This is a genomic window from Streptomyces longispororuber (genome assembly GCF_024448165.1).
GTDB classification, from domain to species: Bacteria; Actinomycetota; Actinomycetes; order Streptomycetales; family Streptomycetaceae; genus Streptomyces; species Streptomyces longispororuber_A.
Genome location: NZ_JAMOLN010000024.1, coordinates 20,911 through 42,913 on the forward strand (window position 1 = coordinate 20,911; position 22,003 = coordinate 42,913).

General features: G+C 71.9%; 19 protein-coding genes. 10 read left to right on the top strand and 9 right to left on the bottom strand.

Translation table 11 applies throughout. The annotated features are described in order from the left end of the window. The first annotated feature begins 8 nt into the window (after positions 1-8). On the top strand, positions 9-4,148 hold the full coding sequence (locus M4J07_RS09690; RefSeq protein ID WP_255969720.1) for a trypsin-like peptidase domain-containing protein: 4,140 nt from the start codon (positions 9-11) through the stop codon (positions 4,146-4,148). Here the strand turns inward: M4J07_RS09690 and M4J07_RS09695 are convergent. The 3 genes from M4J07_RS09695 to M4J07_RS09705 form a co-directional block, all read right to left on the bottom strand. After that, the gene (locus M4J07_RS09695; RefSeq protein WP_255969723.1) at positions 4,061-4,687 is read right to left on the bottom strand and encodes a GNAT family N-acetyltransferase; all 627 of its coding nucleotides are present in this window, start codon (positions 4,685-4,687) and stop codon (positions 4,061-4,063) included. The genes M4J07_RS09690 and M4J07_RS09695 overlap by 88 nt on opposite strands. Positions 4,688-4,784: 97 nt before the next feature. After that, positions 4,785-5,456 carry a response regulator gene (locus tag M4J07_RS09700; protein ID WP_255969726.1) on the bottom strand — a complete coding sequence of 224 codons (672 nt, stop codon included), beginning with the start codon at positions 5,454-5,456 and terminating at the stop codon, positions 4,785-4,787. Positions 5,457-5,487: 31 nt separating this feature from the next. Further along, positions 5,488-6,609 (bottom strand): sensor histidine kinase, encoded by a 1,122-nt coding sequence (locus tag M4J07_RS09705; RefSeq protein WP_255969729.1) that lies wholly within the window; start codon positions 6,607-6,609, stop codon positions 5,488-5,490. Between the two features lie 276 nt (positions 6,610-6,885). On the opposite strand from M4J07_RS09705, the gene M4J07_RS09710 reads away from it, so the two are divergent. After that, positions 6,886-9,093, top strand: a complete 2,208-nt coding sequence (locus M4J07_RS09710; RefSeq protein ID WP_255969732.1) for an MMPL family transporter — start codon at positions 6,886-6,888, stop codon at positions 9,091-9,093. Here the strand turns inward: M4J07_RS09710 and M4J07_RS09715 are convergent. Next, positions 9,057-10,217: a serine hydrolase domain-containing protein gene (locus tag M4J07_RS09715; RefSeq protein ID WP_255969735.1), complete on the bottom strand. Its 1,161-nt coding sequence runs from the start codon at positions 10,215-10,217 to the stop codon at positions 9,057-9,059. The genes M4J07_RS09710 and M4J07_RS09715 overlap by 37 nt on opposite strands. Positions 10,218-10,424: 207 nt before the next feature. On the opposite strand from M4J07_RS09715, the gene M4J07_RS09720 reads away from it, so the two are divergent. After that, the gene (locus M4J07_RS09720; RefSeq protein WP_255969738.1) at positions 10,425-11,291 is read left to right on the top strand and encodes a GNAT family N-acetyltransferase; all 867 of its coding nucleotides are present in this window, start codon (positions 10,425-10,427) and stop codon (positions 11,289-11,291) included. Here the strand turns inward: M4J07_RS09720 and M4J07_RS09725 are convergent. Further along, the gene (locus M4J07_RS09725) at positions 11,276-11,902 is read right to left on the bottom strand and encodes a hypothetical protein (protein WP_255969741.1); all 627 of its coding nucleotides are present in this window, start codon (positions 11,900-11,902) and stop codon (positions 11,276-11,278) included. The genes M4J07_RS09720 and M4J07_RS09725 overlap by 16 nt on opposite strands. 249 nt (positions 11,903-12,151) lie before the next feature. Here M4J07_RS09725 and M4J07_RS09730 point away from each other — a divergent pair, with 249 nt between their 5' ends. Further along, positions 12,152-12,709, top strand: a complete 558-nt coding sequence (locus tag M4J07_RS09730; protein ID WP_255969744.1) for a hypothetical protein — start codon at positions 12,152-12,154, stop codon at positions 12,707-12,709. Positions 12,710-12,840: 131 nt separating this feature from the next. Here the strand turns inward: M4J07_RS09730 and M4J07_RS09735 are convergent, their stop codons facing one another. Further along, positions 12,841-13,392 (bottom strand): hypothetical protein, encoded by a 552-nt coding sequence (locus tag M4J07_RS09735; RefSeq protein ID WP_255969747.1) that lies wholly within the window; start codon positions 13,390-13,392, stop codon positions 12,841-12,843. Positions 13,393-13,653: 261 nt separating this feature from the next. Between M4J07_RS09735 and M4J07_RS09740 the strand changes: the two genes are divergently transcribed. From M4J07_RS09740 to M4J07_RS09750, 3 genes are all read left to right on the top strand, one after another. Next, on the top strand, positions 13,654-13,851 hold the full coding sequence (locus M4J07_RS09740; protein ID WP_255969750.1) for a hypothetical protein: 198 nt from the start codon (positions 13,654-13,656) through the stop codon (positions 13,849-13,851). Beyond that, on the top strand, positions 13,848-14,435 hold the full coding sequence (locus M4J07_RS09745) for an RNA polymerase sigma factor (protein ID WP_255969753.1): 588 nt from the start codon (positions 13,848-13,850) through the stop codon (positions 14,433-14,435). Before M4J07_RS09740 ends, M4J07_RS09745 begins: the two co-directional genes overlap by 4 nt. A 122-nt stretch (positions 14,436-14,557) precedes the next feature. Further along, positions 14,558-15,475: a hypothetical protein gene (locus M4J07_RS09750; RefSeq protein WP_255969756.1), complete on the top strand. Its 918-nt coding sequence runs from the start codon at positions 14,558-14,560 to the stop codon at positions 15,473-15,475. Between the two features lie 56 nt (positions 15,476-15,531). Here M4J07_RS09750 and M4J07_RS09755 read toward each other — a convergent pair whose 3' ends face one another. After that, positions 15,532-16,221 carry a DUF4232 domain-containing protein gene (locus M4J07_RS09755; protein WP_255969759.1) on the bottom strand — a complete coding sequence of 230 codons (690 nt, stop codon included), beginning with the start codon at positions 16,219-16,221 and terminating at the stop codon, positions 15,532-15,534. 189 nt (positions 16,222-16,410) lie between these two features. Here M4J07_RS09755 and M4J07_RS09760 point away from each other — a divergent pair, with 189 nt between their 5' ends. Next, positions 16,411-16,884: a hypothetical protein gene (locus tag M4J07_RS09760; protein WP_255969762.1), complete on the top strand. Its 474-nt coding sequence runs from the start codon at positions 16,411-16,413 to the stop codon at positions 16,882-16,884. Positions 16,885-16,935: 51 nt separating this feature from the next. Here M4J07_RS09760 and M4J07_RS09765 read toward each other — a convergent pair whose 3' ends face one another. Both M4J07_RS09765 and M4J07_RS09770 read right to left on the bottom strand, forming a co-directional pair. After that, entirely contained in the window at positions 16,936-17,913 is a 978-nt protein-coding gene (locus tag M4J07_RS09765) for a phage baseplate protein (RefSeq protein ID WP_255969765.1), read from the bottom strand. Between the two features lie 152 nt (positions 17,914-18,065). Beyond that, positions 18,066-19,619, bottom strand: a complete 1,554-nt coding sequence (locus tag M4J07_RS09770; RefSeq protein ID WP_255969768.1) for an amidohydrolase family protein — start codon at positions 19,617-19,619, stop codon at positions 18,066-18,068. A gap of 203 nt (positions 19,620-19,822) precedes the next feature. Here M4J07_RS09770 and M4J07_RS09775 point away from each other — a divergent pair, with 203 nt between their 5' ends. Both M4J07_RS09775 and M4J07_RS09780 read left to right on the top strand, forming a co-directional pair. Next, positions 19,823-20,803, top strand: coding sequence for a DUF2804 domain-containing protein (locus M4J07_RS09775; RefSeq protein ID WP_255969771.1), 981 nt, complete (start codon positions 19,823-19,825; stop codon positions 20,801-20,803). A 281-nt stretch (positions 20,804-21,084) separates the two neighbouring features. Continuing rightward, positions 21,085-21,843: a lysylphosphatidylglycerol synthase transmembrane domain-containing protein gene (locus M4J07_RS09780; RefSeq protein WP_308284744.1), complete on the top strand. Its 759-nt coding sequence runs from the start codon at positions 21,085-21,087 to the stop codon at positions 21,841-21,843. The last annotated feature ends 160 nt before the right edge of the window (positions 21,844-22,003 follow it).

The window sequence follows — 22,003 nt, forward strand, 5'->3', positions numbered from 1 at the left end:
AGCCCGCCGTGACGGACTCGCTGGCCGGACGCTGCGCCGAGATCCTGGTCCGGCGGGACGGCGCCAACGGGTACGGCTCGGGGCTGCGGCTGGCGACGGCCCTGGTGGTGACGGCCGCGCACGTCGTCGAGGGCCACGGTCCGATCGGCGTGCGCCTGTCCGGAGGTGCCGCCGACGAGACCGTCGTCACCGGCAGGACGGTGTGGCGAAGCGCCCGGCTGGACGTCGCGCTGGTCGAACTCGCCCCGGATGCACCGCTCGACGAGATCGCCCCGATGGCCGTCGGAGTCGTCCCGGGCGAGGCCGATGGGCGGCTCCCCTTCACCGCGATCGGCTTTCCGCGCCACCAGAGCTGGACGGACGACGAGGCGGCGACCTGGCGCGACAGTGACCAGATCGACGGAGTGATCCCGCTCGGGTCGAGCCTGAAGCGGGGCAGGCTGCTGCTGCACCGGGCGGACGGCCGACGTCTCGAGGCGTACGAGTGGAGCGGTTTCTCGGGCGCGGGCGTCGTCTGCGAAGGCGCGGCCGTGGGCGTCGTCGTCGAATCGACCCACTCCGGCGGGCTGGAGGCCGTCCGGCTGGCCGCCGCGATCGGCGCGTACGAGCCGCGCGCGGACAGCGAGCGCGAACCCGGGCCGAGCGCCGCCCTCGCGCGCGAACTGATGGCCGCGCACGGCGTCGTGCCCCGGCCGCTGCACGGTCTGGAGCGGCGACGCCCGGCCTACGCGGCGATGGTGCGCCAGTACGCGGACAGGTGCGCACAACTGACTGGCCGCGAAAGGGAGTTCGCCGACCTCCTGGCGTTCGCGACCGGACCCGACCCCTACCTGATGCTGGTCGCCGGCCCCTGGGCGGGGAAGACCTCACTGGTCACGCACTTCGCCACGCGACACCAACCCGGCCTCGACGTGGTGTCGTTCGTGATCTCCCGGCGCGACGCGCAGATGCGCGTCCAGCAGTTCCACCAGGCCGTGTGTGATCAACTTGCCGCGCTGCTGGGCGAGTTCCCGCCCGCCCGGCCGGACGCGGCCGCCTTCTTCAGCCTCTGGGAACGGGCAGTGCGCCGCCCCGGACGATCCCTGCTGCTGCTCGTCGACGGCCTGGACGAGAACGACCACCGCGCACTGGCCGAACCCAGCATCGCCTCCCAGCTCCCGGCCGCTCCCGGACCGGCGGCGCACGTCCTGGTGACGAGCCGCCACACCGAACTCCCCCTCGACGTGGACGGCGGCCACCCGCTGCGCACCTGCCGCCGCGAGGTGCTGACGCCGTTCCCCGCCGCGACGAGCCTGCTCCTGCGGGCCCGCCAGGACCTGGACCACGTCCTCGCCGAGCCCGTCCCACGCACCGTCCTCACCACCCTGACCGTCGCCGGAGGCGCCCTGAGCAGCAGGGACGTCGCCGCGATCGGCAGCGGTTCCGCACCGGTGATCCGCCGGGTCCTGGAGCGCGGCCTCTCGCGGGTCGTGGAGCAGCGCCCCGGCACTCCGCCGCGGTACACCCTGGCCCATGACATCCTGGCCGCCGCCGTGCGGGAGGACCTGGAACCCGAGGAGACCACCCGTACCCGCATCGCCGTCGACGAGTGGGCCGGTGGATTCGCCGTGGCCGACTGGCCCGACGAGACGCCGGACTATCTGACCGACGCCTATCCGACCCTCCTGCTCACCGAGCGCGCCGGCCCGACGCTGGCAGGGCTGGCCTCCCCCGCGCGTCGCGCCCTGCTCCGCCGGCGCACCAAGGGCGATCTGGCCGCGCTCTCCGAACTGTCCAACGCCGCACGGCTCCTCGCCGAGGCCCCCGACTGTGACCTGACCCTGCTGACGCGCGTCTCGCTGTTCCACAGCCGCATCGAGGACGACCACCGCACCGTTCCCGGCACGTATCCACTGCTGCTCGTGCGCCTCGGCCGAACCGAGGAGGGCGTACAGCTCGCCCGCACCCTGCAGAACTCCTACGAGCGGGCCGACGCGCTCCTGGCGATCGGCGAGCACCTGCTGGGTGAGCAGCCGGTCGAGGCGCGGAACCTCATCCATGAATCCATGGCCGTCACGGGCCGGTTGACGCTGGAACAGATGGCGCACTCGGTACGGGCGGCCCGCGCGCTCGCGCGACACGGCGAACCGGGCGCGGCCGACATCGCGCGCCGGGCCGTGACCGGGACCGGCGACGAGTACGGCTGGTCCCTCACCACCGCCGCCGACGCGCTGGCCGAGATCGATCCCGAGCTGACCCGGACGCTCGCCGAGACGGCCATCGAGCAAGCCGACCCGGAGGACCGCCCCGAATTCTGCGGCCTCCTCGCGACCGCCTTCGTCCTCCTCGGTGACATCGACCGTTTCCTGGAACACATCGCGGACCTGGACCGCGACGACAGGAAGCACGCCCTCCTCACCGCCTGCGAGGAGCACTTCAGGCAGGGAGGCCGCCGGAACGTACCCGCGGCGCTCCTCGCGGCACTCAACGAGGAGTTCTCCGCCGTCGAACTCGTGGAATCGGCTGCCTACCAGGACGAGGAACGAGCCCTCCACCTGCTCGGCCTCGCCGCCTCGGACCCGCCCGACGACGATCCTGCCGAGCTCGCCCACGTCACGCTCGCCGCCCACGGCATCGACCCCCGACAACCGGGCGCTACAGAGGAACTCCTCAGCGACGCGGCGAGGTCAGCCCTGTCCAACGGACACCTCTCCCTGGCGGTGTCCCTCGCCCAGGACATCACCGTCCCTTCCTCCCGCGCCGAACGCCTCTCCGAGGTCGCCCTCGCACTGCTCGACTCCGACACGCCCCAGGAGGCCGCTCACGTGGTCGGTGCGGTGGAGACGGCCCTGGACGAGATCAGGAGCACGCCACCACCCACGGTCCTCGCGGCCTTCGCGCAGTCGGCCGGCGACGCCGGGCGAGCGGACCTGGCGGCGCCGGCCCTGGACCTGGCGCTGCACACGGTACTGCGGAACGAGGAAGACACGGACCGTGCATGGGACGGACAGGCCGTGGCACGCGCGGCCGCCCGGCTCGGCCGTCTCGACCACGTGATGAGGCTCGCGGCGGGCTTCGAGGACGATCCGATGGACCACGTGGAGGTGTTCCTCGACGCCGCGAAGGCCCTCGTCGCGGACAGCGAGCACGCCCCGGACGACCTCGACCGGCTCATCGCTCACGTGACCGAAGGCATCGAGAGGTCGACGGACCCGACCAGTTCCGGCTGGCGCAGCCGCGTCACCCGCGACCTCGTCTCGCTCCACCTCCGCGCCGGTCACGCCGCCACAGCTCTGGACCTGGCCCGACGACTCCGGTGGACCGAACTCCCCGGCCGCGCCCTGGAACTGCGCGCGCACCTGCTGTCCGACGACGTCCCCGCCGCACTGGCGCTGATCCGCGAAACGGCCCTCCCCGACACCGAGAGTTCCCCGCGGGACCTCGCCCTCGCGCAGGAGCAGGCCGCCTCGATGGTCCTCGCCATGCACGACGCCGGGCACGCTCTCCAGTGCCGGGACATCACGGCCCGACTGGCGGCAGCCGCGGACCCCGACCTGACGCTGGACAGTGGTCTCTGGGCGCACCCCTGGCTCGCCGCGGCCTGCCGGGCCACCGGCCTCGACGAGGAGTACACGCGCCTCTCGGCCACGAGGGAACGCGCCGCCCTGGTCACCGGCGCCCACTACGTGACGAACACGGTGCCGCTGGACGTCGTCGTCCGTCTGCGCCTGTGGGATCGCTACCACGCCGACGCGCGCCGCATGAGCGAGGTGCTCTCCGAGGGAGTGCTGGCCGGCCTGGTGGAAGCGATGCTCTCCGCAGGGCTCCTGGCCGAGGCCCTCCCCCTCATCGACGATCTCCAGGCCGACCGCGCCCGGGCCTTGGCCCTCGCCGCGGCGACGGCCTCCCCGCCCCACCTCGACCTGGTCAAGCGCTCCCTGGCCCACGGCTTCACCGAGGACGTCATCGCGCCCCTGGCCGCCCTCGATCCGGGATGCCTCGACGAGATCGCCGTACAGCTCGGGGTGGTCCCGCCTCCCGCAGGACCGGCGGCGCGTCGGCCCCCGTCACTCCCCCTCCCTCACGACGGAGTCCGCGTGGACCTTCCCAAGTACCAGACGGGCCCCGGGTCGGACACGGCCAGCTCCTCGAACCCCAGCCGGTCGTAGAAGGCCCTGGCCGGCCGGTTCGCCTGCACCATGCACAGATGGACTGCGTCAACTCCCTTGCCGCGCAAGGCGTCCAGGAGCGCCCACATCAGCGTGCGGCCGTGGCCGTTGCCCTGCCATCGAGGCAGCAGGTCGATGTGCAGATGGGCCGGGTACGCGTCGAGTTCCGGCCGAACCATGCGCTCCGGGGTGTGCAGGAGCCCGATCATCTCCTCGCTCGGCGTCCGAGCCTCGCGCGTCGGCGCGGGATACCGGTCGGCCACCCGGGGCAGCCAGTCGGCCCGGTACCGGTCGGCGAAGCCCGCCGTGTCCGCGGCACCCAGGACGTACCCGACCGCCTGCCCGTCCCCGCCGTCCAGCACGAAGGCCAGCTCGGGCTCCAACTCCACGTACGGCAGGGCGAAGATCGAGGGCATCAGGTCGTGGTCCGGATAGATCTGCGACGAGTCCTGGCCCTCGTGGGCCGTCCTCACGCAGATCTCGGCGACGCGGTCGCGGTCGGTCTTCTCATAGGAACGGACGAAAGGGCGAGTCTCCATACGCCGCAGCCTTCCATGGTGGGAGCGCTCCCGCACGGGGTTCGGCGAACCCGCGACCGGAAGATCGTCGGGCTCCCGTGGTGCCGGGTCGAGTGGCTCAGTCCGAGGGCCGGCCGGGGCTGACCATGCGGTACTCGTAGGCCATGACCACGACTTGGGAGCGGTCGCGGGCGCCGAGTTTGGCCATGATCCGGCTGACGTGGGTCTTCGCCGTCAGCGGGGAGACCACGAGTTGCGCGGCGATCTCGTCGTTGGTGCGCCCGGCGGCGATCAGCCGCATCACTTCGCGTTCGCGCCCGGTCAGCACGTCGAGCCGCTCGTCCGGCGCGCGGCTGCTCTCCGGGCGGCCGGCGAACTCGGCGATGAGCCGGCGGGTGACGGAAGGGCTGATCAGCGCGTCACCCCGGACGGCGACCCGCACGGCGTGCAGGAGTTCCGCCGGTTCGGTGTCCTTGACCAGGAAGCCCGTGGCGCCGGCCCGCAGCGCCCCGTACACGTACTCGTCGAGGTCGAAGGTCGTCAGCATGACCACCTTCACGGAGCGGAGCCGCTCGTCGGCGGCGATGCGTCGCGCGGCTTCGATGCCGTCCATGCCGGGCATGCGGATGTCCATCAGCACCACGTCGGGCAGCAGTTCGCGACAGGCGGCCAGGGCGGCGTGCCCGTCGGCCGCCTCGGCGACCACGTGCAGGTCGTCCTCGTCGTCGAGGATGCCGCGGATCCCCGCGCGCACGAGGCGCTGGTCGTCCGCCAGCACAATCCTGATCATCTGCTGCTCCGCCGATCGGCTCGTGGTGGTCTCAGAACGGTAGCCGGGCCCGCACGACGAACCCGCCCGCGTCACCCGGCCCGGCGCTCAGGGTTCCGCCCAGCGCCCGCGCCCGTTCCGTCATGCCGGCGATCCCGCTCCCGATCCCGTCCTCGTTCCCCCTCCTGGTCCCGTTCCCGTCGTCCTCGACGTCGAGGGTCAACTCCCGGTCGCCGTGATGGACCCGGACCACGGCGCGGCGGGCGCCGCTGTGCCTCACGGCGTTGGTGAGCGACTCCTGCACGATGCGGTACGCGGCGAGATCCACTGCGGCCGGCAGCGGGGACGGCGCCCCGCTCCGCTCGACGCGTGTGTCCAGGCCGGCGCGGACGGCCGAGGAGACCAGGTCGCCGATCCGGGACAGGCCGGGTGCGGGAGTGGTGGGAGCTTCCTCGTCGACCTGGCGCAACACCCCGAGCGTGGCGCGCAGTTCGCGCAGGCCCTCCTTGCTGCCCTGCTTGATGGCCGTCAGCGCTTCCTGCGCCTGGTGGGGGTCCTTCTGCATCCGGTGCAGGGCGGAGGACGCCTGCACGTGGATCATCGACATGGTGTGACCGATCACGTCGTGCAGTTCACGGGCGATGCGCAGCCGCTCCTGGGTGGCGCGCAGTCTGGCCTCCTCCTCGGCGTAGGCGACCCGGCCGTGCCGCATCGCGCCCAGCGCCACCACGGCGACCAGCCAGCCCGCCAGCATGAACACCGCCGTGCCGTTGACGTCTCCGGTGCCGGCCAGTGCGCCCGCGCCCACTCCGGTCACCATCACCGCCGCCATGGCGGCCGCCGCCCTGATCCTCCCCCGGGCCGCCAGTCCGTACAGCGCCACGACCGGGATCACGACGAGCGGGCCGTCGACCGTGCTCGTCAAGTAGTAGGCGCCCGTGCCGATCACCACGAACCAGCCGACCGCCACCGGGTGGCGCCGCCGCGACGGCAGCGCCGCGCACACGGCCGCCGCCAGCAGCCAGGAGACGACGACGGACGCGGTCGCGTGCCAGTCCGGGCCGAGCCGCTGCCCTTCGGCCACTCCTGCCAGCACCAGCACGATCCCGGCGAGCGCCAGGTCCGTACGCGGCCCTTCGGGCAGGCGGAGGCGGGACACGGGGAGCTGGAGCATTGCTTCATTCTGCCCGCAGCACGACGACTCCTTGCCCGTTATCTCCGCATTTGCGCCAGGAGTGCGTGCTGGAGGAGTACGCCGCGGCCGGACCGTACATCCGCTGGTGTACGCCGCGCTCGCCGCCTCCTGCGCCTGGTGCAGGGCACGTGTCAGCCGTGGGCCGACGCCCGCGACCGCGGCGCAGGGGAACGATCGAGGGCATGTCGCCGCCCGCCCGGTCGTGGGCGTGGCGATGACCCCGGACTCCACTCGCTCGACATCGAGGCAGGCACCATGTCTTCCCCCCGCGGCTCCGCCGCGCCCCCCGCTGCGCCCGCGCCCCAGGCCGAACCGTCCACGTCCCTCGGACGATTCGGCGCCCTGGCTGGCTGGGCGCAGCGCCACCGCTGGGCCGCCGTCGTGCTCTGGGTGGCCGTGGTGGCTGCCATCACACTGGGCTCGACCGCGGTCGGCTCCGCGTACAAGAACGACTTCTCGCTGCCGGGCACCGACTCCCAGACGGCCACCGACCTGTTCAAGGAGCACGGCAGCGACCAGGCGGGCGACAGCGTCGACATCGTCTTCAAGGCCCCCTCCGGCATCCGAAGCGCCGAGGCCGGCATCGAGCCGATGCTGGACGAGGTGCGGCGGATGGCGGGCGTCGCCGACGTGCGCAGCCCCTTCTCCGATGCCTCGGCGGTCTCCCGGGACGGCACGATCGCCTACGCGTCCGTCACCCTCGACGGCAAGACGGAGGAGGTCCCCAAGGAGGACGTCGCCCGGATCATCGACACCGCGCAGAACATCGCGACCGAGCGCCTCCAGGTCGAGGTGGGCGGTGAGGCGGCCCGCAATGCGGAGGACAAGGCGGGACCGACCGCCGAGCTCGCCGGGATCGCGGCCGCCCTGGTCATCCTCGTGCTGCTGTTCGGTTCCCTGCTGGCCGCGTCGCTGCCGCTGATCACCGCGCTGTTCGCCGTCGGCGGCGCCATCGGCCTGATCGCCCTGGCCTCGCACGTCTTCACGGTCGCCGACTTCACCCCGCCCATCCTGATGCTCGTCGGCCTCGGGGTCGGCGTCGACTACGCCCTGCTCATCTTCTACCGCTACCGCCAGGAACTCCTGGCCGGCGTGCGGCCCGCGGAGGCCTGCCGCAAGGCGCTCGACTCCGCCGGCCGCACCGTCTTCTTCGCCGGCTGCACGGTCATCGTCGCCCTCCTTGGCCTGGTCGCCCTCGGGCTCGGTTCCCTGCAGGGCATCGCCCTCGCGGTGGCCATCACCGTCCTCATCACGATGGCCGCGTCCCTGGTGCTGCTGCCCGCGCTACTCGCCTTGTTCGGCAAGCGCATCCAGCGCCACGTGCTCAAGCAACAGGCGAAGGCCACCGAGAAGGGCCGGACCGAGGGCGACGGCTGGCGCGCCATGGCCCGCGCCGTACAACGACGCCCCCTGCCGACCCTGCTGGCCGGAGTGATCGCCCTGCTGGCCCTGTCCGCACCCGCACTGGGGATGCGTCTCGGGTTCGCCGACTCCGGCAACGACCCGCAGGAGACCACGTCCCGCCACGCCTACGACCTGCTCGCCGAAGGCTTCGGCCCCGGCTTCAACGGTCCCCTCATCATCCTGGTGAAGGGCGACGAGCAAGCCGGCCGGACCGTCCGGGCGCGGCTCACCGCCACCGAGGGAGTCGCCGCGGCCAGCCCTGCGCTGCCTTCCGAGGACGGCGCCCTGTCCACCGTCTTCGTCTACCCGACCACCTCGCCGCAGGACGAGGGGACCGTGGACCTCGTCCACCGACTGCGCGACGACGTGGCCTCGCCCTTGGAGCACTCCACCGGTGCCGAGGTCCTGGTCGGCGGCGCCACCGCGGCCTCCCAGGACGTCTCCGAGACGCTCGCCGACCGGCTCCCCCTGTTCGTCGCCGTCGTCGTCGGCCTCTCCTCGCTCCTTCTCCTGCTGGTCTTCCGGTCCGTCTGGATCCCCGTCAAGGCCGCCGTCCTCAACCTGCTGTCGATCTCCGCGGCGCTCGGCGTGATCACCCTGGTGTTCCAGCACGGCTGGTTCGGAGCACAGCCGGGTCCCGTCGAGGCCTTCATCCCCGCGCTGATCTTCGCGATCGTCTTCGGCCTGTCCATGGACTACGAGGTCTTCCTCGTCTCACGCATCCACGAGGAGTGGACCCGCACCGAGGACCCGTCGCAGTCCGTGCGGGAAGGTCTCGCCTCCACCGGGAAGGTCATCACGGCCGCGGCGGCCATCATGATGTTCGTCTTCGGGGCCTTCGTCCTCAGCTCCGACCGCATGCTCCAGCAGTTCGGCCTCGGCCTGGCCGTCGCCATCCTGCTGGACGCCGTGGTGATCCGCTGCCTCATCGTCCCCGCCGTCATGCAGATGCTCGGCAAGAGGGCCTGGTGGCTCCCTGGGTGGCTGGCCCGAAAACTGCCCGAGGTGTCCATCGAAGGCCCTCACGGACGGGATGCTGCCGGCCGGCACAGCTCCTGACCCACGAGGGTCAGCATGGCCTGCTCGGTCGACTCACCGCCGCCGCCGGTGACATACACGGCGGCGGCCCGTGACCCGCCCCGGGTGGCGCCGGCCCAGGCCACGTAACCGAGGAGTTCGCCGCGGTGGCCGAAGTAGCTGTCGCCGCAGGGCGAAGGGATCTCGGCGAGTCCGAGTCCGTAGCGCACGCCCAGCTCAGGGGCGGGCACAGTGGTCGTCATCTCGTCGAGCTGGGCCGGGGCGAGCAGACGACCGCCGAGGAGCGCGGCGTAGAACCGGTTCAGGTCGTGCACGGTGCTGATGAGTGCGCCGGATCCGATGGCCATGGTCGAGTTGAGCTCGGTGACGTCGACCTCCGTGCCTGTGCCTGTGGGGAACTTGGCGTACGCGTGCGCATGCGGGCCCGCGATGGACGGGGAGACGCCGGGCGCGCTGGTGTCTCTCAGGTCCAGGCGGCGGATGATCCGGTCCCGCACCTCCTCGGCCCAACGCCGGCCCGCGACCGCATGGATGACCATGGCCGCGAGGACGTAGTTGGTGTTGGAGTACGACCAGCCCTTGCCCGCACAGAACGTGGGCGGCTGCCGCATCGCCAGCCGCACCAACTCCTCGGGGGTGTACGTACGGAAGCGTTCGGCCCGGTAGCCCTCCGCGGTGGTCAATGCGGGGATCCGCGGGCCGACGTCAGGGACGCCGCTGGTGTGCTGGAGGAGTTGGCGCACCGTGATCCGTCTGCCGTCGTTGCCATGGCCCCGGACGACTCCCGGCAACCACCGCTCCACGGTGTCCTCCAGGGACATGCGCCCCTCGCCGACCAGGTGCAGGACCACTGTCGCGGTGAACGTCTTGGTGGCGCTGCCGATCCTGAATGTGCCGTTGCGCGGCATCGGATGTCGCGCGTTCCGCGCGGCCGTGCCGGCGTACGCAATCTGGCGCGTGCCCGATGCCGTCACCTCGGCGTGCACTCCCACGGCGCCGCTGTCGTGGATCAGGTCCACCTGCTGTTGCAGGGGTCCGGTCGACCGCTTCGCCGCCGCCGTGGGCGTGGCCGATACGGCCAGGGCGGCCACGGCCGCGCCGGACAGGGCCAGGACGTCGCGTCTCCGCCTTCGTGGTCCAGGCATGACGACTCCTCCTCCGCTTCCTCTGCTGTGGGCACTCGGCGACCATCCCAGCAGTGGAGGCGGGATCGGCCCATGCAGCCGTCCCCCCGAAGCACCGCGTGCTGCCACCAGGGCGGTGCCGGGGGTTGTCCCCCGACGTGGCTCTCGTGGACGGCGAGAACCGGACCGGCCCGCAACTGCCGCACAGCGCCTGAGGGATCATGAGGCATGCTCCCTGACGACTGGCAACTCACCGACGACGTGGACGACTTCCTCGCCCGGGCAGGCGACTTCCTGCGCTCACGGCCCGCCCTGCACAACACACCCCTCACGGACATCGAGAAGCTGCGGATCCGCGGGACGGACGCGCACGGCGCCGAAGCCGTCGCCTTCGGCCGGCTGGAGTCAGGCGGTGAGGTACGCGCCATCTTCTACCTCACGACGAGCGGCCGCCTCGGCCTCACCCCCCTCCCGGCAGACCAGGCCGGCCGCCTCGCCGCCCGCCTGACCGATCTCGGCCACGCCCCCGCCACCGTCATCGCGGACCAGGACACCGCCACGTCGTTCGCCGACGCGTGGCAGCAGCGCACAGGCGCCGCGTCGGAGCTCTTCTGGCGAACCCACCTCTACCGGCTCGGCACGCTCACCCCACCGCAGCCGGGGCCGGCGGGCCGCCGACGTGGCATCGGGGACGCGGACCGGGAGCAGGTCGTGCGCTGGTGCCGGGAGTTCTGCGTCGACGTCGGCGAGCAGCGCTCCATCGACTTGATCGACGCCGGTTCGTGGGCCGCATCGCGCTTCGGTGACAGGCACTTCACCTTCTGGGAGACACCGGACGGTACGCCCGTCTCCATGGCGGCGCGGACCTCGGTGGTCGGCGGCATGGTCAGGGTGGACCCCGTCTACACACCGGCCCGCCTCCGGGGGAACGGCTACGCGGGTGCGGTGACCGTCGCGGCGAGCCGGGCCGCGCTGGACGCGGGCGCGAGTGACGTCGTCCTGTTCACGGACCCGGACAATCCCACCAGCAATGCTCTCTATCAGCGCCTCGGATACGTCCGCATCGGCGACTTCGCCGGTTACCGGTTCTCCTGAGGCTCACTCTGGGCGGGGTCGGGGTCCGGCCACGTCGCCACCAGGGACCGCTGATCGGGAAAGCGAGGACCGGAGATCATGTCGTCGGTCGTCTCGCCGTTGAGCCAGCACACCTTCTCCGGACCTCCGTCGCCGGTGTCGAACAGGCAGCACACTCCGCCGCCGGCGGCGGTGAGCCCGGTGAACACGTCCCTGACCCCGGTCGACCGCGCGAACAGGCGGCTCATCGCCGACGTCGCAGCCCAGAACTCCGCCGACGCGTAGCCCGGGTGCAGCAGTGACTCGAAACGGAGCGTCAGGTAGACGTACCCGATCTGGAGCCGCCCGTCCGCGTCGGGTTCAGGACCGTGTTCCTCCGCGTACGCGCGCAGGGCGTCATCGAGGTCGAACATGAGGGACGTGTCGAGTTCGAGCGTGCGCCTGTCGGCGCAGTCGACCGGCTCGCTCTTGAACTGGGACGTGAACGGCAGGACGAGCCGCTCGCCGCCCGGGAGCTTGACCTCCAGCGGGGGCTTGCCACGGGCCGGCGGCGCCAGTTCGGCCAGTTCGGTCAGCACCCGGGAGATGTTCCGGGGCGGCAGGTAGATGTCGTAGCCGTAGATCAGTCCCACTGTTCTTCCCCTCCGCCGGTCCGAACCGCGCCGTCGCACGCCTCGCGCCGCGCCCCCCGGCAGTCATGGTTCCTCTGAGACAATCATGATCGACGGGAACACGGCCAGGCCTGCGGCAGACGTCGTGGTCCCCGTGCACCGGGCCCGCCGCCCGTGAACGGTTGCGCCGTTTAAGATGCGTCGATGCAGCCCTCCCCACCCCCACGGATACCGGCGAACGCCCTGCGACCCGGCCGATACTGGTACGCCGTGTCGGCCGTGATCGCCGTCCTGCTGACCGTGCTGGGCGTGGTCATCGGCGTGCTCCGGTTCCACGACGCGATGAACGCGGTGGACACCGACAACCAGTTCGCCGACGGCGGCTCCCTCACCCTGCACCTGGAGGCAGGGAGCGACAAGGCGATCTGGATCAAGGAGCGAGGCCCGTCGCCCGACCAGAAGTGCGGCATCACCGGTCCGGGCGACCCCGGTCTCAGCGATCCGGGGATCGACGTGTTCCTCTCCCGCGACGCGGCGTGGAACCCGCTCTACACCATCGACGCGCCACGGGCGGGCGTCTACAAGATCACCTGCTCGTCCCGCGGACCGTCCCGGTACGCCATCGGGGACACCGGCAGCCTCGTCGCGTTGACCGGCCGGCTGCTCATCGGCGCCCTCCTCTGCGTCTTCGGCATCACCACCTGCATCGCCCTCATCGCGGTCACCGCCATCCGCCGCGACCGCCACCACACGCGACTGCTCGCCGAGCTCTACAACTCCCGCAGCAGCGACCCCACATACCGCGTCGCCGCACCCGGCCCTCGGTGATCGCGCGGGCTGTCGTCCTGAACCGCACGTCCTGGCGGCGTGTACCGGCCGGTCCGGGGGTACTTGACGGGGCCGGCCCCGCCCAGGGACCACCGGCCGTCCCCTTCCACCACTGACCGAAGCAGCGTGAGTCAGGGGGACTCCAGCAGGCCGAGCTGGCGCACGGCGCGCGGTGACAGCGTCATGGGCCCGGCCCAGCCCTGGTGGATCAGCGCGATCTGCGACGGTACGGGCCGGACCGGGCTCACGGGCACGCCACGGGACCAGTTCGCGAGCAGCCCTTCCGTCGTGTCGACGGCCGACACCACCATGGTGATGCGGGCGCGCTCCTTGCCCCACGTGCACCACAGGGCCCACCCCTCCTCGCGGGGCTCCACGCCGATGCGGAGGCAGGCCTGCTCGTAGGTCTCGTCCGACGCGGACGGCATCACTCCCGGCCGGATGACCACCACACCTGCCAGCTCGACCAGGGGCCGGTCCTCCTCGACGCAGCCGTCACCGGGGAAGTGATGGTGGCGCAGCGTTCGGGCGAGGGCGTTCACCGCGCGCTGGAGGGCGGTCGCGTCCTCGGGGTCGGGGCCGTAGCAGAGCCATCCTTCGTCCAGTGCTGCGGACCGGACCGCGCGGGCGAGTCTGTCGACTTCACCCGCGTATTCCGCCTCTGTCAGGTCGGGTCGCGTCATGCCGCGAAGTCTCGCAGGCGGGGCCGCCCGCGGTCTCCTGAGATTCCCGCACCCGGCCGCACTCGCCCCGCAGAAGCGGGCCCCCGAGCGCTTACGCCACTCGGGTGAGGCATCGAACGTCCGTGCAACCCAAGAATCCTGAACTCCCCTTGCACGTATGACCACTTGAGTCGCTTAGCTGGAATCAGAACAGCTCGTCCGACGCCTCGCCTCCGAAGACTCGGCAGGTGGCCGGCGCCCTCCCTAAGGAGCCGCTTCACCGTGAGCCCCGACGCCATCCACGACGCCCTGATGCTGTCCCTCGCCCTGCGCATCGCCGTCCCCGACGCCCGCAGCATCGGGCGGCGCCTCCTCGCCGCCGCCGTGCGTACCGGAGCCGCCACGCTCGCCGAAGGGCGCCGCCCGCCCGGCCCTCCCCCCGACTCCTCGACTGACCCGAGCCAGGAGGACTCGCCATGACGAGTCAGCCCACGCCGTACTCGCCACCACCGGCCCGCGCGCTGGCCGGGGTCCAACTGCCCGCCGCGTTCTGGGCCTTCCACAGCCAGTACTACGCCCCGTACCAGCGCTACGCCCACCTCCAGCTCGGCAGCAGGGCCGAAGCCGACCGGCTGGTCCACCAGGTGTTCCTGTACATCGCGGTGAACTGGTCGTCGCTGATGCGCCAGGAACGACCGCACGTCTGCGCCTGGAACCTGCTCAAGCACCGAGTCGCCGTCGAACTCGAGAGCCTGTGCAAGGAACCCGCGATGGCCCAGACCGCCGTCTTCGACAAGGTCACCCGCGCCGCCCTCGAAGGCGTGCGCAGCCAGCTCGCGGTCATGGAATCCGCGCTCGGTGTCTACGGAGCCATCGCCAACCTGCCGGACCGGCAGTTCGACGTGATGGTCCTGCGGTTCGTCCTCGGACACACCACCAAACAGACCGCCGCGATCATGGGAGTCGACGAAGCCACCGTCCGCTCCCACTGCTTCCGTGCGCGCAAGGCACTCGCCGACGACCTCAACCTGTCCCTGAAGACCACCCGTGACCACGAGGAGTGAGAAACATCCATGTCTCCGTACTGCGCGCTCCGTACCGACGGGAACCTTCTGAACGGGGTGACCCTCCAGTGACACCCCACCGCGATCCCGACGGCCCTCGCCGGCCCCACACCGAACTCAACGTGTTCAGCGACGGTCTCCAGCAGGACGGCTTCGAACGCGGCCTCGCCCGGAAGCTCGGCCACTGGTGGCACCGCTCCCCCAGGACCAGCCGGCTGCCCGACCCGGCGCTGACTCTCGACGACCTGCTGGACGACGCGTTCTGCCTCCCGCACGCGGCCGACGAAGCCGAACTGGCCGCCTCCCGCGCCCGGTTGGAACGCGACGTGGGCGAATCGCTGTGGATGAGCGCCGTCTACTGGGATGACGCACAGACCGACGTGCAGCAGCCGCCGGCCGGGGTGCTGCCCGCGCCCCGCGTCCCGGGAACCCCGCCCACCTACTACGACATGGCCGGTGGCGACCTCCAGGACCTCGCCACCCTGATGATCCACGACGAGCGTGCCGCCGCCAACATCGCGCTCCTCGTGAGCGAGGAACGCATCGACCCCACCGGGGCCAGGATCTTCGCGGCGCTGCTCTACCTCGCCGACCGGGAGGAAGGCGCGGTGTTCTGGTGGCAGTTCGCCGCGGGGGCCGGCAGCACCGTCTCCGCGTACTGCCTGTACCTGCTGCACCTGCGCCGGGGCGCGCTCCGCGAGGCCGATCACTGGCTGACCCAGGCCGCCCGGCTCGCCGAGCTGCACGGCACCGGCTACTACGACGAGGACGCGGCACCCGACAGCGAGGTCAGCCAGGCGCGCTGGCCCGAGCTGCACCTCGCGGACTCCGACCGCTGGCTCGACCTGGGTGAGCTGGGACCGGAACTCGACGTGGGACTCAGCGGCGACCGGCCCGCCCACAACCGGGGCCTGTCCTGCTCGCTCAACAACGCCGTCCAACGACTGGAAGCCCTCGATGCCTCGGACGCCGACTACCGGTCCATCCCGAAACCCGACAAGTCCCTCGCCGCCCAGCTGCAGGACTCCCCCACGTCCTGAACCGCACGTTCCCGCACGGTCGCCGACGGCCGGCGGCAGCCGTCGGCGCGGCCGGGTCAGCCGCCCTGGCCGGCGCTGCCGATCGGGCCGACCTTCACCGGGGAACCGCCGCCCTCCGTGACGGGCAGCGTGGCCGCGCCCGGCCAGTTCAGGGTGACCGTCCTCGTCTCGTCCGGCGGGGTCACCAGCAGGCCCGTGATGCGGACGCCGGAGCCGCCCGAGTCGTTGGCCGGGTAGGTGATGCCGAAGGCAACCGACTCGCCGTTCTTGAGGACGCCCGACGTGGGTTCCTGCCCCGTGCGCTGTGCGGACAGCGACCCCGCGTTGGTCTTCAGGTCGACGCCCGCGTACCCGGAGATCGTGCAGTTCCGGCCGCTGGTGTTCTTCAGCGTCACGGCGACGGACAGGTCGTCGTCGCCGTCGATGGTGCTGTCGCTCGCCGTGATCTGCAGATCGGCGGTGCGGCACTTGCCGGTCTTGCTGTTCGTGTCGGAGCCGGTTCCCGCGGTCGAGCCCTGGCCGCCGGAGGTCTTGCCCGCGGAGTCCTTCCCGCCGCCCTGATCCGAACTGCCCGCCCCCGAACCGCCGTCGGACGAGCCCCCGGCGGATCCGGTGGAGCCGCCGGCAGGGCTGGAAGCGGACGACGGGGCGCTCTCTCCCTTGCCGTCGTCGCCGTTCTGGCAGGCCGTGAGCGAGAGGCCCGCGGCGACGGCCAGGGCGGCGATGGTGACCTTGTGAACGCGCATCGTTTTCTTCCTCAGTGTCGGCGGTCGCTCTACGAGCACCAAGAGCCACCGATCCGGCGCCGCGTTCCGACCCCCCGCACCCAATTACCTTCCTGTTACACACAGTACGGACTCGTGACGGGCCGGGAGAAATGCGTGCCGAACCTCGGGCGCGCCGACTTGTCAGAGGCATCGGCTACCTTGCCGACCATGGGAAATTCAGGCGGATCTTTGGCGGCCCGGTCGACGGGCGAACTGCACCTGCTCATGCGGGAAGCAGGGTTCACCGACATCGAGGACACAGCGGTTCTGGCGGGCGGCTGGCAGGTCACGGAGTTCGCCGACTCCGGCCGGCACAGCCTCGCGCGCATCGTCCGGAGCACCGGTGCACCGGCCGTCATGGTGTCCTTCCACGACAGCGACGTGGGGTTCGTGGAGTCGCTCACGCCGGACGGAGCCGCCTGGGAGGGCCTGCTCAATCGTGAGATGGCGGAGAGCTACGAAATACCTCTGGAGAACTTCCCCGTCGAGTCCGCGGTCACCAGCGCCCTCGCATGGTCCGCGGCCGCCGGACTGACGCCCGACGAGGCGGCCGTCCGGCACGCGCTCACCGGGTCGGCCGTCTTCGCCGAGGATCTCGCCTCGGCCCTCATGACCGCACTGGGGCTGCCCGACGCGACGTAGCCCCACCCACCGACCGGGGGTCCGAGGGCGGGGCGACCTGGCGTTCGAGCGTCAGATCAGGTCGTTCTTGTAGAAGATGCTGGACCTGCGGTCGCCCTCGAACCCCGTGGCGAAGCCGATGAAGAGGCGGGCCTCGCCGGCGTCGGTGCGGTAGATCGCCAGGCCCTCGGGCTCGCGGTGGTGGAGGGTGGAGCCGGCCTTGGTGAGGACGGGGCCCTGCTTCACGGTGCCGGTGTTGATGTCGACGCTGGTGACGTAGGTGTTGCCGTCGCCACTGGGGGTGCCGTCGCCGGGGTACGCGTCGCCGGTCAGGTAGTACATGTACGAGCCGTAGAGGGCGTACCCCTGCGCGGTGCCACTGATCGTCGGCTGCTTGAAGTCGACGAGCGGTGTGCCGAAGCTGCGCGACGTGAAGGCGGAGAGCGGATAGACGGCGATCCGCTTGCCCGCGCTGGTGTGGTAGCGCACGATCATGCGCTGGTAGACGGGGTCGACGGAACAGGTGTACTCGCTGGCCGCGGCGATCGGCCGGTACGCGGCCGACCCGGCCGGGGAGCCCAGCGTGGTGTTGGCGGTGTAGCGGATCGGGGCGAGCGCGGTGCCGTAGCCGCCGGTGTTGGTGGCGCACTCGATCCACAGCTCGGTTCCGGAGCCGTCCGGCAGCGCGGCGAAGGCGACGCCGTGCCCGAAGCCGTTGAGGTGCATGTACGAGATGTAGTTCCCGTCGAAGTCCAGCTTGTTGATGCACAGGTCGCCGGCGGATTCGGGGCTGCCGTCCCGCTTGGTCGCCACGAACAGGAACTTGTTCACCCAGTCGAAGGCGAAGCTCTGCTGCACCCGCGGGCCGTGCAGGTCCTTGTCCCGGAACAGGTCGTACGACGGCTGCGTGAGGTCGAACCGCTTGGTGGCGGCCACGTCCGCGGAGGCGCTCTGCGCGCCGACGCCCAGTCCGAGCGCGGCGAGCGAGGCGCCGGCACCGGTGCGCAGGAGACCGCGGCGGGTGAGGGGGAGGTGAGGTGTGCGGGTCATGGGAGTCTCCAGTGATAGGGGGGAAGACACGCGCACGTGATGCTAACCGTCACGCCGAGTGGAAGCATGGCCCTCACAAACGGACCGGATCCACTCATCTCGCCGCTGCCTCCCGGGAGTTCGGCGGCCTGGCGGGGCCGGCGCTCCCGCCCTCAGGGATGTCCGCCGCAGCCGCACCCCGTCACTGTCACCGCCTCCTGAGGCGGCGGCGTCTGCGCGGCGGCCGTTTCCACGTCCGCGAGGAGTCGGCTGCGCTCCTGCGGCGGGATCCACCTGCCGTCGACGACCACGCCGTGGATGCGGCGGGTGTTGCGGATGTCCCGCAACGGGTCGGCGTCGAGGACGAGCAGGTCCGCGGTCTGCCCACGGGCCACGGTGCCGACGCCGGACAGACCGAGCAGGCGGGCCGCGTCCTGCGTGGCCGCTCGCAGGGCTTCGGCGGGGGTGAGACCGGCCGCCACGAGCAGCGCCAGTTCGTCGTGGAGGGCGAAGCCCGGGACGAGGTAGCCCGTGCCGGTGTCGGTGCCCGCCGCCAGCCGTACGCCCGCGTCGCGCAGTTCGCTCACCAGCCGTTGCCGGTGCTGGAAGATCCGGCGGATCTCCCGGGCCTGCTCGGGGGTGCGTCCGCCGGTCAGGGCGGCCAGTTGGTCCGGCCAGCTCTCCACCTGCCATGCGGGCAGGTACTTCCACTCCTCGGCCCGGGTCGGGACGTCGTCGGGCAGCTCCAGGGTGCGGTGCACGCTGAGCGTGGGCACGATGGTGGTCCCGTGCGTCGCCAGGGTGTGGAAGAGGGCGTCGGCCCGGTCCCGGTCGTAGCCCTGCACCGCCTGCCATTCAAGCGGGTGCACCTGCTGGAACCAACTGTGGTAGCGGGACAGACTGCTGGGGTCGCCCGGGTCGATCCGTACGGCGGCCAGCCGGCGCCGGATCTCCTTCTCGTGCCGGGAGGTCGCGAGGAGCAGCGCGTGCAGGTGCTCGATGCTGCGGTGGCCGGTGGCGCTCGCCTCCGCGATCCGGACGGTGTCGGGGCAGTGCCCGAGGTGGGCGATGCCCTGGCGGCGGGCCTCGTCCGCGAGCGCGAAGTAGGCCTCGCGGGACAGGCGCGAGTACACCTTCACGAAGTCCGCGCCTTCCCGCTTCACCTGCCGGACGACGCGCCGGGCCTCGGCCGCGTCGCGCACCTCGACGGCCGGGCCGACGTCGGCCGTCCACAGGGAGGGCGCGCCGTCGACGATGGGGCTGCCGATGACCCAACGGGGCCCGAGGAGCGCCCCGTTGCGGATCTTGTCGCGCCACTCGTGGTGAACCGGCTTGCCCCACATCTCGCGGACGGTGGTGACACCGGTCAGGGCGTACAGCGGTGCGACCACGGCCTCGGGACCGTCGCTGTGGGTGTGTGCCTCGATCAGTCCCGGGGTCAGGTACTTGCCGGTGAGATCGACCGTACGGGTGCCCGGGCGGAGCCTGATGCGTCCGGTGGGAGCAAGTCCGGTGATGCGGCCGTCCTCGACGACGACCGACATGCCGGGGGCGGGTGGCGCTCCCGATCCGTCGATCACGGTGACGTTCGTGAAGGCCAACGGCCCGGTGGCGCCGCCGTTTCCGGCAGTCGTCCCGGCGGCACGTGCCGGCGCGACGGATGCCGTCGCCGTCAGCATCGCGCCCGTCATCGCTGCCGCACCGGCCAGCACGTCTCGTCGTCCCACGCCACGGTGTTCCCCAACTGTCGCTTCGGACATGCCGTGTTCCTCCTGATGTCGCGTCCGGCGGTCCCTTTCCGCCGCCACCACGACTCTGGCGGACACGGCGCGATCGGACAGTGCGGCCAGACAGTGCATCCGGGGGTGGTGCTGGGACCACCCGAACGACGCCCCTTCGACCCTCCGGCACGGCGAACTATCCTGCGCTGATGACGCACGAACCCGAGCTGACCTCCCCCGTCGAACTGTGCCTGCCCGACGGTCGGTTGAACCCGGCCGCGGTCGGCTGGACCCGGCGCCCCCTGCACTCCGCCAACCTGCGCGGCTGGGGTCGCGCGAAGCGCTGGGAGTACTGGGGCATCGTCACGCCCGACCACATCGTCGGTCTGGTCGTGTCGTCGCTGGACTACGCGGGCGTGCACGGGCTCTACGTCCTGGACCGCGCGACCGGGCGGGAGACCAGCACGGACTCGGTGGTGCCATTGGCCCGCGGCGCGGTGCTGCCGTCCCGCAGCGGCGCGGGCGAGGTCGCGGTGCGCGCCGGCTCGCTGCGGGTCAGGATCGCGCAGCACGCGGACGGCACCACGATCCGGGCGACCGCGCCCGACGTTCGCCTCGACGTCGAAGTGCCGCTCCCGCCCGGGCACGAGTCGCTCGGCGTCGTCGTGCCGTGGAGCGCCAAGCGGTTCCAGTACACGGTCAAGGACGTCGGCCGGCCCGTGCGCGGCACGCTCGTGCTGCACGGCAGCACCTACGAGGTGGGCGGTCCGGACGCGTTCGCCGTGCTGGACCACGGCCGGGGCAAGTGGCCGTACGCGATCACCTGGAACTGGGCCGCCGGGGCGGCTCCCGGGCGGGCGATCCAGCTGGGCGGGAAGTGGACCGACGGAACGGGCGTCACCGAGAACGCCCTGGTCGTCGACGGCCGCCTGCACAAGATCGGCGAGGAACTCCGCTGGAGCTACGACCGGTCGGACTGGCTGCGGCCGTGGCGCATCAGCGGGGAGCGGGTGGACGTGACGTTCACTCCGTTCCACGAGAAGGTGTCCCGGACGAATCTGGGCGTCGTCGCGAACGAGACGCACCAGTGCTTCGGCCACTTCACCGGCTGGGCCCTGGCCGACGACGGGACGAAGACGGATCTGGACGGGCTGGTCGGCTGGGCCGAGGAGGCACGCAACCGCTGGTAGCGGCCTGGTCGGCGCTCCCTTCCTCGCCGCATGCGCTTCCTCGCCGCATGCGCCCGGGGCGCTCACCGTTCCGCCGATCGACGACCGCGCGACACCGTGACGTCCCGTGCGGCGGGCATCTCCGTGACGGACTCTCCCCCGCCGTTGCACGCGCCCCGGAAGGACGCCGAGTCGTGGTCACAGCACTGCCTCCCACCCTGCGACGGCTGCCCGTACGGCAGTTGCTCCCGCTCGTACCCCTCGTCCTGGTCGCCGCGTGGGCGGCCGGGAACTGGCCGGTGATGGCCTCGGGGTTCGTCCGACTGCGGGGCGCGGACCCGGCGTGGCTCGTGGCCGCCGGGATCCTCACCGTGGCGTGCTGGCTGCCGGTGTGTCTGCTGCGGCAGGGCACCGTGCTGGAGCCGCTGCCCGCCGGGCGCCTGTTCGCCTCGCAGGTCGCGGCGGGGTCCGCCAACCATCTGCTGCCGGCCGGGCTCGGCGCGCACGTCGTGACGCTGCGCTTCCTGCGCTCGTGCGGGATATCGGCCCCGCGGGCCTGCGCGGCGCTCGCGCTGTACTCGCTGGCCCAGCCCATCGGCCGGTACGCGCTGCTGATCGCGCTGATGGCGGCTTCACCGGACGCGTCCGCGCCAGGCGCCCTGCTGCCCGCCGAGCGGGGCGTCCTCGCCCTGTTCCTGCTGGTCACGGTCGGTGCCGTCGGGGCCGCACTGCTGTGGTGCGTGCGTCCGCTGCGCGCCTTCGTCCAGGACCTGCTGAGCACGGCGCTGACCGACGCCCGCGCCCTGCACACCCGACCCGCCCGTGCGCTCGCCCTGTGGTGCGGGGCCGTCGGCTTCCCCGCGCTGCAGGCCGCCGTCATGGTCGCGGTGGCGCGCGCCCTCCAGCTGCCGGTGCCCGCGCTGGACGTCGCCCTCGCCTATCTGACGGCCACGGTGGTCGCCGGGATCGTGCCGACGCCGGGCGGGATCGGCTCCGTCGAGGCGGCGCTGCTGCCCGGGGCGCTGGTCCTGGCCTCGCTCGTGCGGCGCAAGGTGATCTGACGGGCGGGCCGACAGGGCGAGCAGCAGTCCGACCTCGACCCATACGAAGGCGTTCCCGCCGATGAACCCGTCGATGCCGCCGGAGTCGTAGCGCCACAGCCACACGACACTGCTGCACAGCAGTACGTAGGCCGCGCCCACGAGGACCAACGGCGCGCGG